At 68.4% G+C, this 16141-nt stretch carries 11 protein-coding genes and 1 riboswitch; of the genes, 4 read left to right on the top strand and 7 right to left on the bottom strand.

Features of this window, described 5'->3' with window-relative positions; genetic code table 11:
- Window positions 1-16 precede the first annotated feature (16 nt).
- On the bottom strand, window positions 17-1492 hold the full coding sequence (locus tag MH112_RS10365; RefSeq protein ID WP_296567407.1) for a helicase HerA-like domain-containing protein: 1476 nt from the start codon (window positions 1490-1492) through the stop codon (window positions 17-19).
- Window positions 1493-1990: 498 nt separating this feature from the next.
- On the opposite strand from MH112_RS10365, the gene MH112_RS10360 reads away from it, so the two are divergent.
- A complete protein-coding gene (locus MH112_RS10360) occupies window positions 1991-6865 on the top strand; it encodes an NAD-glutamate dehydrogenase (protein WP_296567404.1) in 4875 nt (1624 codons plus the stop codon).
- 22 nt (window positions 6866-6887) lie between these two features.
- Here the strand turns inward: MH112_RS10360 and purH are convergent, their stop codons facing one another.
- The 4 genes from purH to MH112_RS10340 form a co-directional block, all read right to left on the bottom strand.
- Window positions 6888-8501, bottom strand: a complete 1614-nt coding sequence (purH, locus tag MH112_RS10355; protein ID WP_296567402.1) for a bifunctional phosphoribosylaminoimidazolecarboxamide formyltransferase/IMP cyclohydrolase — start codon at window positions 8499-8501, stop codon at window positions 6888-6890.
- 25 nt (window positions 8502-8526) lie between these two features.
- A riboswitch (ZMP/ZTP riboswitch) is annotated at window positions 8527-8609 on the bottom strand.
- A 67-nt stretch (window positions 8610-8676) separates the two neighbouring features.
- Window positions 8677-10416: a heparinase II/III family protein gene (locus MH112_RS10350; RefSeq protein ID WP_296567399.1), complete on the bottom strand. Its 1740-nt coding sequence runs from the start codon at window positions 10414-10416 to the stop codon at window positions 8677-8679.
- 11 nt (window positions 10417-10427) lie between these two features.
- Window positions 10428-11090, bottom strand: coding sequence for a ribulose-phosphate 3-epimerase (gene rpe / locus MH112_RS10345; RefSeq protein ID WP_296567397.1), 663 nt, complete (start codon window positions 11088-11090; stop codon window positions 10428-10430).
- 66 nt (window positions 11091-11156) lie between these two features.
- Window positions 11157-12440: an RsmB/NOP family class I SAM-dependent RNA methyltransferase gene (locus MH112_RS10340; RefSeq protein ID WP_296567394.1), complete on the bottom strand. Its 1284-nt coding sequence runs from the start codon at window positions 12438-12440 to the stop codon at window positions 11157-11159.
- A 138-nt stretch (window positions 12441-12578) separates the two neighbouring features.
- On the opposite strand from MH112_RS10340, the gene MH112_RS10335 reads away from it, so the two are divergent.
- The gene (locus MH112_RS10335) at window positions 12579-12776 is read left to right on the top strand and encodes a DUF1674 domain-containing protein (protein ID WP_296567392.1); all 198 of its coding nucleotides are present in this window, start codon (window positions 12579-12581) and stop codon (window positions 12774-12776) included.
- A gap of 191 nt (window positions 12777-12967) precedes the next feature.
- Window positions 12968-13654 (top strand): hypothetical protein, encoded by a 687-nt coding sequence (locus MH112_RS10330; protein ID WP_296567388.1) that lies wholly within the window; start codon window positions 12968-12970, stop codon window positions 13652-13654.
- Between the two features lie 27 nt (window positions 13655-13681).
- On the opposite strand, the gene pyrF is transcribed toward MH112_RS10330, so the two are convergent.
- A complete protein-coding gene (gene pyrF / locus MH112_RS10325) occupies window positions 13682-14380 on the bottom strand; it encodes an orotidine-5'-phosphate decarboxylase (RefSeq protein ID WP_296567385.1) in 699 nt (232 codons plus the stop codon).
- A 191-nt stretch (window positions 14381-14571) separates the two neighbouring features.
- Here pyrF and MH112_RS10320 point away from each other — a divergent pair, with 191 nt between their 5' ends.
- Complete coding sequence (locus tag MH112_RS10320) at window positions 14572-15258, top strand: MarC family protein (RefSeq protein WP_296567383.1); 687 nt, start codon at window positions 14572-14574, stop codon at window positions 15256-15258.
- 7 nt (window positions 15259-15265) lie between these two features.
- Here the strand turns inward: MH112_RS10320 and MH112_RS10315 are convergent, their stop codons facing one another.
- Window positions 15266-16066: an SDR family NAD(P)-dependent oxidoreductase gene (locus MH112_RS10315; RefSeq protein WP_296567381.1), complete on the bottom strand. Its 801-nt coding sequence runs from the start codon at window positions 16064-16066 to the stop codon at window positions 15266-15268.
- Window positions 16067-16141: the final 75 nt, after the last annotated feature.

Here is a 16141-nt window from a genome sequence, read left to right as displayed (position 1 = left end):
GGTCGCGGCCGGGGCCTCAGCGCCGGCGCAGGCCGCCGAGCATGCCCCGGACGATCTCCCGTCCGATCTGACTGCCGACTGTGCGCAGGACAGACTTGGTGAAGGCTTCCCCTAGGCCCTGTCCGCCACTGCGGCTGCGGCTGCTCTGGGCGGGCTGCCGGGGCGCGGGCGCAGCCTTGACCGGCGGTGCCTCGGCCGCCTGGCGCTCCGCGCGGGCCTGCAACCGCTCATGGGCGGAATCCCGGTCGCGGGTTTCGTCATATAGCCCCCGCACGGGACTTTGGGCCATCAGGGCGGTGCGCTCGGCTGCGGTGGCGGGTCCTAGCCTCGAGGCGGGGGGGCGGATCAGGGTCTGCTGGACCACCCCAGGGGCACCCTTTTCATCCAGCAGGGAAACCAGGGCCTCCCCGACGCCCAGGGCCTGGATCGCGTCTGCAGTATCGAAGTCGGGATTGACCCGGAAGGACTGGGCTGCGGCCCGCAGGCCCTTCTGGTCGGCCGGGGTATAGGCGCGAAGGGCGTGCTGGATGCGGTTGCCCAGCTGGCCGAGCACGCTGTCGGGGATGTCGGCGGGGTTCTGGGTGACAAAATAGACGCCCACCCCCTTGGAGCGGATCAGCCGCACCACCTGCTCGACCTTCTCCAGGAGCCCCTTTGGGGCGTCCCGGAACAGCAGGTGCGCCTCATCGAAGAAGAAGGCCAGGCGTGGCTTCTCCGGATCGCCCACCTCGGGCAATTCCTCAAACAGCTCCGACAAAAGCCAAAGCAGGAAGGTGGCGTAAAGCCGGGGTGAATTGATCAACCGGTCGGCGGCCAGGATGTTCACATGGCCCCGCCCTGAGCCGTCCACCCGCATCAGGTCCGACAGGGCCAGCGCCGGCTCGCCGAAGAAGCTGCTGCCTCCCTGGTCCTCCAGCACCAGCAACTTGCGGCGGATGGCCGCAAGGCTCGGCTTGGCCACAGCGCCGTAGCGTGTGCTGATCTCGGTGGCATTGTCGCCCACATACCCCAGCACCGCCTGCAGGTCCTTGAGGTCCAGCAAAAGCAGGCCTTCCTCATCGGCCACCCGGAAGACCACCGTGAGGACGCCCTCCTGGACATCGTTCAGCTCCAGCATCCGCGAGAGCAGCAGAGGTCCGACTTCGGACACGGTGGCGCGGATCGGATGGCCCTGTTCGCCAAACAGGTCCCAGAACACCGTCGGCGCCCCCTGTGGTGAAAGCACCAGGTCCATCTTGGCGGCGCGCGCCATGAGCTTTTCATTGGGGGTCCCGGGCATGGCGACCCCGGACAGATCACCTTTCACATCAGCCGCAAACACGGGCACCCCGGCATCGGACAGGCCCTGGGCCAGGATCTGCAGGGTGATGGTCTTGCCGGTGCCAGTGGCCCCGGCCACCAGCCCATGGCGGTTTGCCCGGTCCAGACGAAGGGACAGCACTTCGCCCCCGCCCAGCCCCACCAGAACACCGCCCGCCCCTGTGCTCGCCATCTTCGTCTCCCCGCTCACTTTAGCGCTTAGGCTAGCTGGCCGAACCTGGATCGGCCAGCCATGGCGTTACCCGTCCGGGTGGACAAGGATCGACCTTTGCGCGTCGAGAGTCGGGGAAAAATCTGCTCGGAACCAGGCCGGAGACCGGCGCCGCCGTGCAAGCCGATTGACGTGCGCCTGGGGTCGAAGGACAGTTGGAGAATCACCTGTCCTTGCGTTCCGGGTCCTGCCCGAAGGCCCCATCCGCCAGGCGGAGCCTCGCGTCCGGTGGCGCGGAATGATTGAAGCACAGGTCTTCCCTTTGACGACTCAACACCCATCTGAAGGTCTGTCGGGGGTCAACCCTCCCCGGCCTCAAAGCGTCGCCCCAACTGGGTCGCCGACGCGACGAGCCCCAAGGGTTCCGACGGTCCCCCCCGTCGGAACCAGGCGCCGCCGGACTCTCTCCTCCGGCGGCGTTCTGGCCTCCGCCGTCGCACTTGCGCAAGGACGACAGCCATGAGCGCCATAGATCCCTTTGCTGCGGCTGATCTGGGCCAGGCCCTGGCCGACCGCCTTCTGGCGCGGCTTGGCCCCGGCCCGGCTAAAGACCAGGCTCTGCACGCCTTCGCCGCCCAGGCCGCCGAGGATGTGGCACCCGCCGAATTGCCAGAGTTTGACCTCGACGATCTGGCGGCCAACCTCGCCAGCTTCTGGACCTTCGCCGAAAAGCGCCGAGGTCTGTCGCCGATCCTGCGGGTGGTACGGGCCGAGCGGGCCGATGAGTCTTCCCCTCGGCTTGACCTCGACCGGCTGGAAATCGTCCAGGAAGACGCCCCCTTCCTGGTTGATAGTGTCATGGGGGAGATCGCCGAGCAGGGCTTTCAGGTCCGGGCGATGTTCCATCCGGTGGTGCAGGTGTCCCGCGACAGCAAGGGTCTGCGCGCCATGGACGGTGCCCTTCGACGGGAATCGATGATCCAGGTTTTCATCGACCGGATCGGGCCCGACCGTGAAGATCAGCTCTTGAACGGTCTGCGGGAGACCCTCGCCGACGCCCGGGCCGCCGTCGCCGATTTCCCGGCCATGCTCGACCTCATGGGCCGCACATTGGCGGAGCTTGAGGCCTTGGCACCCCACACCCCGCGCCGGGCCGAGGAACTGGCCTTTCTGCGCTGGCTGCATACCGAGAACTTCGTGTTCCTGGGCGCGCGGATCTACGAGTATCCCCGCATCGCTGGGGGCGATTATGCCCCTGAGGAGCCCCTCTTCCAGCCCCAGGACGGCCTTGGCGTGCTGCGCGACCCCGAGCAGCGGGTCCTGCGCCGGACCAATGAACCCGCCGTGCTTACCGCCCAGCTGGCGCGGCGGCTGGAGGATGATGCTGCAGTCACCGTGGCCAAAGCCAATATGCGCTCCCGGGTCCACCGGCGGGGCTATATGGACTATGTGGGAGTCCGCCGGTACGGCCCCGACGGGCGTCCCTCGGGCGAGGTGCGGTTCGTCGGCCTCTTTACCGCAGACGCCTATGACCAGCCGGTCAGTGCCGTACCCCTGGTGCGCGCCAAGGCGTCCAGCGCCCTGGCCCGGGCCGCCAAGGCCCCAGGCAGCCATAACGCCAAGCGCCTGAAGAACATCGTCGAGAACTATCCCCGCGACGAATTGTTCCAGATGACAGAGGACGAGCTGCTGACCAACGCGCTCGGGGTTCTGCATCTCTATGATCGCCCCCGAGTTCGTCTGTTCGAGCGCCGCGATCCCTTTGACCGGTTCTGCTCGATCCTGATGTTCGTGCCCCGGGACCGCTACGACTCCGATCTGCGCGTCCGGGCTGGCCAGCTGCTGGCCAAGGCCTATGGCGGGCGGGTTTCGGCCTATTATCCGAGCTTCTCGGACTCCCCCCTGGCCAGGGTCCACTTCATCATCGGCTTCTCGGCGGGCCAGAAGCGATCCCCGGATCTGTCGGCTATTGAGGCTGAGATCGCCGAGGCGTCCCGCACCTGGGAAGATCGATTCGAGGCCGCCGTCCGGAATCTGGAGCGACCTGCCGCCGTGACGGGCGACCTGTTGGGCCGCTATTCCGGGGCCTTTTCGGCGGGCTACCGTGATCGCTATGATGCCGCCGAAGCCCTGGCGGATGCTGCGGTGATCGACGACCTGTCCCCGGGCGAAGCCGTCCGGGTCCGCGCCTTCCGCCGCGAAGGCGATACTGAGCGCAACTTCCGTTTCAAGCTCTATCGGCCTGCAGAGCCTGCTCCCCTGGCCGATGTGCTGCCGATCCTGGAGAGCATGGGCCTAAAGGCCATGGGCGAGGCGGGCTTTCCCATCCGCCGGTTGGGTGTCGATCCCGTCTGGGTGCACGAGTTTGAGCTGGATGATCCCCGGGGTGCCGACCTGGTGTTCGAAGATGTGAAGGCCTGTTTCGAGCAGGCCTTTGTTGCGGTCTGGACCGGTCAGACCGAAAACGACGGCTTCAACCGCCTGGTGCTGGAATTGTCCATCGGCTGGCGGGAGGCGGCCCTGGTCCGGGCATTGGCCCGCTATCGTCAGCAGACCGGCCTTGATCCCTCCCAACGCCTGCAGGAAGACGCCCTGAGCCGCAGGCCCGGCGTCACCCGGCTGATCCTTGACCTGTTCCGCACCCGCTTTGACCCGGCGGTCCGGGCCGACCTGGCCGAACGGCAGGTTCAGGCCGAGGCGGTGATGGAGGAGATCACCGAAGCCCTGCAGATGGTCGAGAGCCTGGACGATGACCGGGTTCTGCGCCGCATCGCCCTACTCGTGCAGTCCATTCTGCGGACCAACTATTATCAGATCGGCCCTGACGGGGCGCCGTCGCCGTTCATCAGCTTCAAGGTGGCCAGCGAGACCTTGGCGGATCTGCCCGCGCCCAAGCCCTATCGGGAGATCTATGTCTGGTCGACCACGGTGGAGGGGGTGCACCTGCGCTTTGGCCCCGTGGCCCGTGGGGGTCTGCGCTGGTCTGACCGCCGCGACGATTTCCGCACCGAGGTGCTGGGCCTGGCCAAGGCCCAGCAGGTCAAGAACGCGGTCATCGTACCGGTCGGCGCCAAGGGCGGCTTCTATCCCAAGGCCCTGCCGGTGGGGGGCAGCCCTGAGGCTGTCCGCGCGGCGGGCGTCGAAGCCTATAAGACCTTCCTGCGGGGGCTCCTGGACATCACTGACAACCTGACCCCGGAAGGTCAGGTGATCCCCCCCAAGGGCGTGGTCGCCCACGACGGGGAAGATCCCTATCTGGTGGTGGCCGCCGACAAGGGCACAGCCACCTTTTCCGACATCGCCAACGGGCTGGCCGAGTCCTACGGGTTCTGGCTGGGGGACGCCTTCGCCTCGGGGGGCTCTGCCGGTTATGACCATAAGGAAATGGGCATTACCGCCCGGGGGGCGTGGGAGGCGGTCAAGCGCCACTTCCGGGAACTCGGCAAGGACATCCAGGCCGAGCCCTTCACGGTCGTCGGCGTGGGCGACATGTCCGGGGACGTGTTTGGCAACGGCATGCTGCTGTCGCGGCAGATCCGCCTGCTGGCCGCCTTCGACCACCGGCACATCTTCCTGGACCCCGACCCGGACACCGCCGCGAGCTTCGCCGAGCGCGAGCGGCTGTTCGCCCTGCCGCGCTCGTCCTGGGACGATTATGACCGGAGCAAAATCTCCGCAGGCGGCGGCGTCTTCCCCCGCAGCCAGAAGTCCATTCCCCTCAGCCCCGAGGTGCGCGCTGTGCTTGGGCTCAGCGCCGAGACCCTGACCCCGGTGGAGCTGATCAGCGCCATCCTAAAGGCCAAGGCCGAACTGCTCTATCTCGGCGGCATCGGCACCTATGTGAAGGCGGCCACCGAAAGCCACGCCGATGTGGGCGACAAGACCAACGATCCCCTGCGGGTCAACGCCCAGGACCTTCGGGTGCGCGTGGTGGGGGAGGGGGCCAATCTTGGCCTGACCCAGGCTGCCCGGATTGCGTTTGCCCAGGCCGGTGGTCGGGTGAACAACGATGCCATCGACAATTCGGCGGGGGTGGATTCCTCCGACCATGAAGTGAACATCAAGATCCTCACCGGCATGGCTGAGCGGGCCGGTGCCTTGACGCGGCCCGACCGGGACAAGTTGTTGCGGTCGATGATCACCGACGTGGCCGACCATGTACTGGCGCACAACTACGATCAGAATCAGGCCCTGTCCCTCCTGGAGCTGGATACGGTCGGGGAGCTGGAACCCCATGCCCGCTTCATGGTCCGCCTGGAGTCCATCGGGCGCCTGGACCGGGTGGTCGAGGGGCTGCCGGATGCCCTCGCCCTCGCCAAGCGTGCTGAGGCGGGTCTGGGCCTCACCCGGCCTGAGCTGGCCGTGCTCATGGCCTACGGCAAGATCCAGCTGTTCCGGGACATGGTCGAGACCGAAGTCCCCGACGACCCCTGGTTTGAGCAGGTGCTGGAGGGGTATTTCCCCGGCCCCCTCATGCGGTTTGCTCCCGAAATGCGCCGCCATCGCCTGCGCCGGGAGATCATCGCCACGGTGGTGGCCAATGATGTGGTCAATCGCTGTGGGCCGAGTTTCCCTGGCCGCCTCATGGCGGCCGCCGGCTGCGAGGCCCGGGCTTTCTTCGTGGGCTATGAGGCGGCCCGTGCGGTCTTGGATCTGACCACCCTCTGGGAAGCTGTAGAGGCCCTCGACAACCAGATCCCGGCCCAGGCTCAGTTGCTGTTGCTGCGCCAACTGGCCCGCCAGCTGCGCGGCCTGACCTTCTGGTTCGCCCGCCGCGCCCAACGCCAGGGTGAAGGGGTCAGCGGTCTGATCGACCGTTACGCCAAGCCGGCCCGGGCGCTGAAGGCCCTGGCACCACAGGTGCTGACCCCGGTGGAGCGGGCGGGCCTCGACGCCCTGGCCACACGGCTGGTGGCCGCCGGTGCCCCAGAGGATCTGGCGCGGGCGGTGGTTGAGCTTCAGCCCCTGACCATCGCGGCGGATCTCGCGGACCTGGCGGAGGCGTCCAGCTGGCCGATCGAGGCGGTGGCGCGCCTGCACCACAAGGTCGGCGAGGTGTTCGGCTTCGACCGGCTACGGGCGGCGGCTGGCGGGCATTCGGCCGGCGATATCTTCGAGCGCACCGCCGTTCGGCGGCTGATCGAGGACCTGCTCACCGAACAGACCGCCGTCGCCAAAGGCGTTATGGCCAGGGCCAAGGGCCCGGGCGCGGGGGCTGATGCCATGGCTGCGGAGGCCGCGATCAAGGCCTGGGCCGTCCGGGCCGAAGATGCCGTTACCGCAGCGCGCCGAACCTTGGCCGAAATCGAAGCCGCCTCCGGGGGTTGGACCTTCGCCAAGCTGACCATTGCTCACAGCGCCCTGCGCGAACTGGCCGTCCGCGCCGAGGGTTGAGCGGGGCTCAAACGGTGGGTCTTCAGTGCCGGAAGACCCGGACGCCGGTGAAGGCCATGGCGAGGCCTGCTGCGTCAGCGGCGGCGATGACCTCGTCGTCACGGATGGAGCCGCCGGGCTGGATCACGGCGGTGGCCCCGGCCTCGGCGGCCTGCAGCAGGCCGTCAGCGAAGGGGAAGAAGGCGTCCGAGGCGCAGGCGGCACCCTTGGCCAGGGACTCCGGCAACCCGGCGGCCTCGGCGGCCTCAGCCGCGCGGACGGCGGCGATGCGGGCCGAATCCTTGCGGTTCATCTGGCCCGCCCCAATGCCGGCGGTCTGGCCGTCCCGGGCATAGACAATGGCGTTGGACTTCACATGCTTGGCCACGGTGAAGGCAAACAGCATGTCGCGCAGCTCGGCTTCGGTGGGCTGGCGCTGGGTGACGATCTTCAGATCGGCGGCGGTGATGTGGGCCACGTCGCGGCCCTGGACCAGAAAGCCTCCGGCCACCTGGCGCCAGGTGAGCCCAGGCCCCTTCGGATCGGGCAAGGCCCCGGTGATCAGGAGGCGCAGGTCCTTTTTTTTCTTAAAGACGGCGATGGCGTCCTCATCGGCGTCCGGTGCCACCACCACCTCGGTGAACACCTTGACGATTTCCCGGGCCGCTGCGGCGTCCAGCCGGCGGTTGACCGCCACGATCCCGCCAAAGGCCGAGACCGGATCGCATTGCAGGGCGCGGCTGTAGGCCTCAGCCAGGTTGGCACCCAGGGCCACGCCGCAGGGATTGGCGTGTTTGATGATGGTCACCGCTGCGCTGGCGGCGGGGTCGAACTCGGCCACCAGCTCGATGGCCGCGTCGGTGTCGGCGATGTTGTTATAGGACAGCGCCTTGCCCTGAAGCTGGGTGGCGCTGGCCACGCCCGGCCGGCCTGAGCCGTCGCGGTAAAAGGCTGCGGCCTGATGGGGGTTCTCCCCATAGCGCATGGTCTGGACCAGTTCCCCGGCGAAGGCCCGGCGTCGGGGCGCGGGATCGGCGAGTTCAAGGGCGAACCACTGGGAAATGGCCGCGTCATAGGCGGCTGTGCGAGCATAGGCCCGGGCGGCCAGGGACTTGCGCAGGGCCAGCGAGGTCGCGCCACTGGCCTCCAAGGCCGCGATCACCTCCTCCAGGTCGGTCCGTTCGGTGCAGACCGCCACATAGCCGTGGTTCTTGGCCGCCGAGCGGATCATGGCCGGCCCGCCGATATCAATGTTCTCAACACAGGCGGCGAAATCGCCGCCTGCCGCCACCGTCTGTTCGAACGGATAGAGGGTGACATAGACGATATCGATGGGGCCAATGCCGTGCTCGGCCATGGCCTGGGCGTGATGCTCAGCATCGCGGACGCCCAGAAGGCCCCCATGCACCACCGGGTGCAGGGTCTTGACCCGGCCGTCCATCATCTCCGGGAAACCCGTCAGGTCGGCCACGTCCTTCACGGCCAGGCCCGCCGCCGCGATGGCCGCCTTGGTGCCGCCGGTGGACACCAGCTCCACCCCCATCTCAGAAAGCGCCCGGGCGGCCTCGACCAGTCCGGTCTTGTCGGACACCGACAGAAGGGCGCGGACCGGTTTGACGGCGTCGGGGGCAGGGGGAAAGTCGGGGGCGGCGGGCACGGCGGTCTCCTGGCGGGAAGGTGACAAGGCGTGCCCAGGCGAGCGGCAGATGAGGTCCTGGCTCCCCGGTGGTCACCCACCTCAATTTCGCCAGTCACGCAGGACAGGGGCGCTCTAGCCCCCGGCGGCGGCGGCTGTCAATGCGGTGGGGGCTCCCCCCTCAACCGATCAAGATCTAGCGGGGCGGTGGCCAGGGTTCGGCGGCCGCCAGCTTCCAGCGCAGCCGGGCACCGGTTTCCTGGCGGACCTGTCCGCGCAACACCACCTGGCTGGTGCGTCGGGCCTGACCATCCTGGAAGAACACCGAGGCCTCGATGGCCACCTCCATGGCGTCATTGCGCAGCCACCAGCCGGTTTCCTCACCGTCGGGCTTGATCAGCACGCTCTTGCCGTCCCGGGCCAGGGACGCCTTGGCGTCGGGATGGATGTGGAAGCGCACGACAAAGGGAATGAACCGGCGGGGGTCCTCGCCGGATGGGGCCTCTGTCGCCGGGGAAAACCGATCCTCCCCCCGCAGCTCGTCGGCCGCCAGGTCCAGATAGAGTCGGCGCTCGTGGCGCAGCCCAAACCGGCGCACCCAGCCATCGTGGGACATTTCCAGCCAAAGGGCACCTTCGGCCTGCTGGCGCTTGGCGCTCACCGGTGCATCGGCACCAATCAGCCGAGGCCCAAGGGCGCGGGCCTGTAGGCCTCTCACGGGGGCACCACAGGCCAGGTCGCCTAAGGAAGCGGTGGAGGCGGCGTCGGCCAGGCGCAGGGCCTCGGGCCCTGTGGCGTCGGGGGACCAGCCGCAGTTGGTGATGGCCCGACGGCCTGAGATGAGCACTTCAAGGGCCAGGGGCTGGGCACAGGCGGTGACGCTCCAGGCCCCTGTGGCAGGGGGCGATGCGTCAGCCAGCAGCTGCAGGCTGCGGCTCTCCAGACGCTGATAGCCGTTGCGGCTGGCCGGCAGGGTGCGGCCAGCATCGTTCTCGCTGGCGCGTGCGGCACCCACCACCGTCGGACGCAGAGCCTCGCCGCCCTGAAATACCGGCAGGGCTCCGTCGCCCAGGGTAAAGAAACGTACCGCGCCTACTAGGCGGTCGATGGCCCGCATCATTTCATCAGGGGGCGCAATGCCGCGCTGGACGAGCGCTTCGTCCAGAGTTTGCAGATCTAGCAGCAGATGTAGCGCCGCCTGAGGGGACCGGGAGGCGTGCCCCCCGTCGGCTTGAACCGTCTCGGCCAGGGCCTGGGTCAGCCGCTCCAAAGCCTTGGCGGCCAGACGGTCCCCGGCCTCGCCGGTCAGGACGGCGCCGGCCAGGGCGGCAGCGCAGGCCCGCTCTGCGGCGCGTGCCGGACTATCGATCGTCGCCAGCAGGTGTCGGGCCTGGCGGGCGAGATCGAGGGCGATCTGGGCGCTCTCAGCGTCCGAGGCCCCGGTGCAGATGGCGGGTGCGGCGCAGGCCAGGTTGAACACCCGTCGCTCAAGAACCTCGGGGTCCCAGGAAAATCCGTTCCACCGCCCGAACGTCCGCCGCCACAGCAGGGTCAGGCGCAGGCCCTCCACCGCGCCGCTTTCGCCAACCGCGAGCAGGTCGCGCATCCAGTCAAACCGGTGCAGGGCGACGGCGAAACGCCGGCTGGGATTGGGGCGATCCCAGGGATCGCCCTTGGGTCCTGCATGCAGGGTCACGCCAGCGAAGGTAAAGTCACCGAGCTGGATGCGGCGGCCATTCTCGGCCCGGCCGGGCCTTGGGTCGCGGCTGGCCCCCGTCAGGCCCTCAGGCTTGGGGCTGGCCAGCATCCATCGGTGCAAGGGCGATCCAGCCCACTCCCGACGGACCTGTCGGCGCAGGCCGACGGCAAGGGCCAGGATGGCCACCTGACCGGGCAGGCGTCTGAACGCCGGCGCCAGGAAAGGCTGTCCGGCCACGGGTGCCCCGCTCACCCGCCCCGGAGGGCGGTGATGTTGGCGGCGTAGGTCTCAGGCCCGCCTTTGAAGACCGCTGTGCCGGCCACCAAGGCCGTGGCGCCGGCCTCAAGGCAGAGAGGGGCGGTCTCCGTCGTCACGCCGCCATCTACCTCCAGGTGGATGTCCCGACCTGTGGCATCGATCATCTGGCGCAGCTGGGCGATCTTGGCCAATTGCGAGGTCATGAACTTCTGGCCGCCAAAGCCAGGATTGACCGACATCACCAGAACTAGGTCGATCTGGTCCATGATCGCCTCGATGACCGTGGGCGAGGTGGAGGGGTTGAACACCACACCGGCCTTGCAGCCCAGGCTGCGGATCAGCTGCAAGGTGCGGCTCAGATGCGGCCCGCTCTCAGGATGGACGCTGATCAGGTCGGCGCCGGCCTTGGCGAAGGCCTCCACATAGGGATCGGCCGGGGCGATCATCAGGTGCACGTCAAAGGGGATGGCGACGTGGGGCTTCAGGGCCTTCACCACGTCGGGCCCGATGGTGATATTGGGCACGAAGTGGCCGTCCATCACATCGATATGCACCCAGTCGGCGCCGGCGGCTTCAATGGCCCGGCACTCCTCGCCCAGGCGGGCGAAATCAGCGGCCAGGATCGAGGGGGCGATGAGGGGTGTGCGCGGCATCGTCTGGACTTAACCCAAGCCGCGGGGGGGCTACAAGGACCGCCGCGCCGGCTTTGTCGCCTGGGCTCAGCTCAGGCGTAGAAACCGAGCGATGTAGAAGCCGTCGGTGCCCCCTGGGCTATGGAATGGCAGGATGCGCAAGGTACCGTCTGCTCGCACGCTAGGCGCCGGGGCGCCGCCTTCTCCTGCCACAATGGGCTCCAGGGCGAAGTTCGGGTGACGGGCCAGGAAGCCGTCGACCTGCGATTCGCCCTCCTCAGGTTCCAGACTGCAGACGCAGTAGATCAGCCGGCCCTGGGGAGCGACCCGCAGGGCTGTGGCGTCCAGCAGCCGGGCCTGGGTCTCGGCCAGACTGGCGATATCCGCCGGCCGCGCGGCCCAAAGCACATCGGGATGGCGGCGGAAGGTGCCGGTGGCAGAACAGGGGGCGTCCAGCAGGACCGCGTCAAACAGGTCGGGTGCCGTCCAGTCCACCGCATTGGCCGTGACGGTGGTGGCCTTCAGGCCCATGCGCTCCAGATTGGCCGCCAGGCGCTTGAGGCGGCCGGCCGAGCGGTCCAGGGCCGTTACGCGGGCCCCGGTGGCCGCCAGTTGCAGGGTCTTGCCGCCGGGTGCCGCGCAGAGGTCGAGGACCTGCTGATCGGGGCCGGCCTCCAGGAGGCGGGCTGGGATGGCGGCAGACGCGTCCTGAACCCACCAGGCGCCGGCCTCGAACCCGGGCCATGTGGCCAGGTCCCCCCGGCGGGCGGTGCGCAGGCTGCCGCCGTCCAGGATCTCGGCCTCCAGTTCGGCGGCCAGGGCCTCTCTGGTGGCGGGATCTCGGACCGACAGGTCGGTGGCCGGCTCCTGCGCGATCACCTGGGCGATCTCCAGGGCGGTCTCGGGGCCAAAGGCGGCGCGCCAGCGGGCCATCAGCCAGGGTGGCGCGAGCGCCTCAGGGTCGTCCAGGTTTGGCGGCTCCCGCAACAGGCCGCGCAGGACCGCATTGACCAGGCCCTTGAAGGGCGCGGTGTCCCGGCGGGAGGCTGCGAGGTCGACACTGGTGGCCACCGCGGCGTGGGGCGGGGTCTCCAGGAGGAAAGCCTGGGCGACGCCGATTCGCAGGATCTGGCGGATACCTTCCGGGGGGGGCTTGGCGAGCTTGGCGTCCAGGGCCCGGTCGATGGGGCCGAGCCGGCGCAGGGTGGCCATGGCCAAGGCCCGGGCAAAGGCCCGGTCGCGGGGCGACAGGGCACCGAAAGCCTTGGTGGAGATCGCCTCCTCCAGCCCCGTGCGGCGGGCCAGGGCGGCGGTCAGGATGTCCAGGGCGGCGGCCCGGGCGGGAAGGCCAAGATCATTTTCGTCGTTCACCGGCTGCGACGTGCCCGCTCCAAAGCCCTCAGGCAAGGAAAGATCGCAGGCTGGGTGCCTTTCGTCAGCACGGCGATCTGTCGCCACCAGGGCGGGCTGCGACTGGCGAAGCGGGGCTCGGCGTCCTAAATCAGGCCCATGAGCGAAACCCTCCCCCCCAATGCGGCGCCCGATAAGCCCCTGAGCCCCGCCGCCCGCCGCGCCCTCGAAGAGGCCGAAGCCCGCCGTTCGGCGGAAGCCGCCCTGCAGCCTGCCCCGGAGGAGGGAGGGCCCAAGGGCCCAGAGCCCACCCGATTTGGGGACTGGGAGCGCAAGGGTATCGCCGTAGACTTCTAGGGCCTGTTTCCCCGTGGCCGCGCTGGCTTTTTGAGGTCGAAATGCGCCGCCCATCGGGGGGAACGGCCCCCCATTTCGGCGCTGCCGTCAATCGTGCCTAGGGGGCGTCGCGCTCGCCTCGCGCTTGCACCGGCTGGCCGTGCCGCCGGTTAGTGTTAGGTTTCTGTTAAGATTTTTGACAGGAGCCCCCGATGTCGCCCTGGCCCGTTTCCCTGGCCGTCGGCCTTGCCCTGACCCTGCTCAGTGGCGGCGTCGCCAGCGCCTGCAACGTCGTCTACCCCTGTGCGCCGGTCTATGGCCAAGGCCCTGTGAGCTTTGATCCCGGCGCGCCGGCGCTCGTTCCCTATGGATCCAGCGGCTATTCTGCGGCGGGCTATGCGCCGGGGGCCTTTCCCCCCTTCAGCGACGTGCAGACGGCCTGGGGACAGAACCCGGCCTATGGCCCCTATCCCCCGGCCCAGGTCTATCCGCAGGTCTACGGCCCCCCGGGCTTTGCACCGCCGATCAACATGACGCCGGTCCATGGGCCTGTGGCCTCTGGGCCCTGCTGCGCGCCGTGCTTCAATCCCTGCCAGGGTGCCGAGGGCCTGACACTGCCAGGCAGCTTCTTCTCTGGTGCCGGCGGCGTGGGGCCGATCCCGTCGGATGGCTATGGCGGCGGCGGCTATTATGTGGTCGGGGCCGGCGGGTCGGGTGAGGCCTTCTCGGGCACCACGGCCTATGCTCAGGCCTATGCCTCGGCGGTGGCATCCGCCCGCATCTCGATCCATGGCGGCTATTCGGTCGGCCATGGGGGCTATGGCGGCCATTGGGGCGGCCACGGCGGACGCGGTCCTGGGGGCCACGGCCATGGGGGCAAAGGCGGCAAGGGTCACTAGGCCCCCATCGCCGCCCCCTCGCAGGACCTAGCTGGCGGCCATTTCCGCGATAATCCGCTGTGCCGCCGCCGCCGGGTCATTGGCCCCGGTGATCGGACGGCCGCAGACGATGTGCGAGGCGCCGGCCCTGAGCGCCTCGGCGGGCGTTGCTGCCCGGGCCTGATCGTTCCTGGCTGCCCAGTCGGGGCGAACCCCCGGCGTAACCACCAGAAAGTCCGGCCCGCCAATGGCCCGGGCCAGGGCCGCCTCATGCGGGCTGGCGATAACCCCGTCACAACCGGCAGCGACGGCCTGATGGATGCGCCGCTCCACGAGGCTGCGGGTGGTCTCGGAGAACCCCATCTCCGCAAGGTCCGCGTCGGTCAGGCTGGTGAGGACGGTGACGGCCAGCACCTTGAGCCCAGAGCGCCCCCGTCCCCGGACGGCCGCAGCCATGACCTGAGGCTCGGCGTGAACGGTCAGAAAGTCACAGCCGGAATCGGCCAGCACGGCGGCCGAGCGCTGCACGGTTGTGCCGATGTCATGCAGCTTCCAGTCGAGGAAAATCTGCTTGCCCTGGTCCTTCAGCGCCCGCGCCAGACCCATGCCGTCTGTGGCGAACAGCTCCAGCCCGATCTTATAGAAGCTCACCGCCCCGCCGATGGCGTCGACCATGGCGCGGGCCTGATCGGTATCGGGCAGGTCCAGAGGGACGATCAGTCGCAGATCACAGGCAGGGGCGCTCAAGGGGCAGGCTCCGGGCGGTTGGCGTCGATCTGATCCCATCAGGAAGATCGGCGCCGCGTCATTTTTGGGCTAGAGCACGGCGGGTAAAGGGAATCGCCCCGCCGCTGAATCATGCTCCAAATTGCAGAGTTCAGGGCGTGTTTTGGGGCGAAATACCCGTATTTTTGCCCAATGCGCTGCGGGAGCGAGGCATGAGCCAGGCTGAGTTCGCGGTCAACTTCTTCGTCGCCCTGTTCGCCCTGATCGATCCGATCGGGAACGTGCCCCTGTTTGGTGCTGCGACCCAGGGCAGCAAGGGCCGCGATGCGCGGCTTGTGGCGGTCTACATCGCCCTGTTCATCCTGGGCTTCCTGACCTTCTTCTACTTCTCTGGTCTGGCCCTGCTGGCCTTTTTTGGCATCTCCCTGCCGGCCTTTCGGATCGCCGGCGGCATCATCCTGTTCCTGCTGGGCCTGGAAATGGCGCGGGACGATTTCACCGCCACCTTCTCGGCCATGGCCGAGGGGGATGAGAATCCCAAGGGCCGGGCCGGGCGCAAGTTCGAGCGGATGATCGTGCCCTTCGCCATGCCCCTGCTGATCGGCCCAGGCGCGATCTCCTCGGTGGTCATCTATGCCAGCGAGGCCAAGGCCTATGGTCTGAGCGGGGCGGCCATCGGGGTGGGGGTGATCGGGGCCATTTCTCTGGTCACCATGCTCTGCTTCTGGGCGGCACCGGTGATCAGCAAGATCCTCGGACGGATCGGCATGACCATCGTCGTCCGGGTCCTGGGCCTGATCCTTTGCGCCATGGCAGTTCAGTTCATCCTGGTGGGGATTGCCGACGCCACCAGCGGGGTGATCCTCAATGAGGCCGCCAAGCCCTATGTGTCCGAGTGAGATGCCCTCAGGGCTTGCGGAAGCGCCAGCCCTGTGACGCCGTTAGCGCCATGATCCAACGATCAGGCAGCAGCTGGACCAAGAGGGCCAGGGTCTTGTTCACCCTGCCGGGGATGCAGACGGGCCGATTTTCCTCCACCGCCGCCAGACCCGCGGCCACCACGGCCGGTGCGTCCATCCAGAGCCAGGCCGGGGTAGACCGGTTCAACTGGTCTCGCATCCCGTTGACATCATGGAACTCCGACCAGGTCAGGCCGGGGCACAGGGCGCTCACATGAACCCCTGTGCCGGCGCATTCCAGGTGCAGGCTCTGGGAAAAGCGGATCAGGAAGCTCTTGACCGCCCCATAGAGGGTGTGACCCGCCCCGCCTGGGGTCAGACCGGCCAGGGAGGCGACGTGGATGATGCGGCCATAGCCTCGCGCCAGCATGCCCGGCAGGAACCGATGCGTCAGGTCACAGGGCGCGGTCAGCATCACCTGCAGCACATCGGCCTGATCGGCCCAGCGGGTGGTCGCAAAGGTTCCAGGCAGGCCATAGCCGGCATTGTTGACCAGCATGTCCACCTGGCGGCCCGCGGCGTTCAGGGCCTCAGCCAGGGCGGCCGGGGCACCTGGCTTGGCCAGGTCAGCGGCGAAGGTCAGAACCTCGACCCCATGCCGGGACCGGAGCTCTGCCGCCAGAGTGTCCAGGCGGTCCAGACGCCTAGCGGTAAGGGCGAGGTCGTAGCCCCCTGCCGCCAGGGCGTGGGCGAAGGCGGCTCCGATCCCGGCGGACGCCCCGGTGATCAGGGCAAGGCGGCGGACCATAGGCGCTCCTCAAGGCTGGGCAGGCTTTGGCGGTCAGGACAGGATTGCCGCCGCTTTGGTCTGAGGTTGGACATC

It is taken from the genome of Phenylobacterium sp. (assembly GCF_022402485.1).
Lineage (GTDB): Bacteria > Pseudomonadota > Alphaproteobacteria > Caulobacterales > Caulobacteraceae > Phenylobacterium.
The sequence above is the reverse complement of the archived record's forward strand: the minus strand, read 5'-3'. Positions and strand labels throughout refer to the sequence as shown.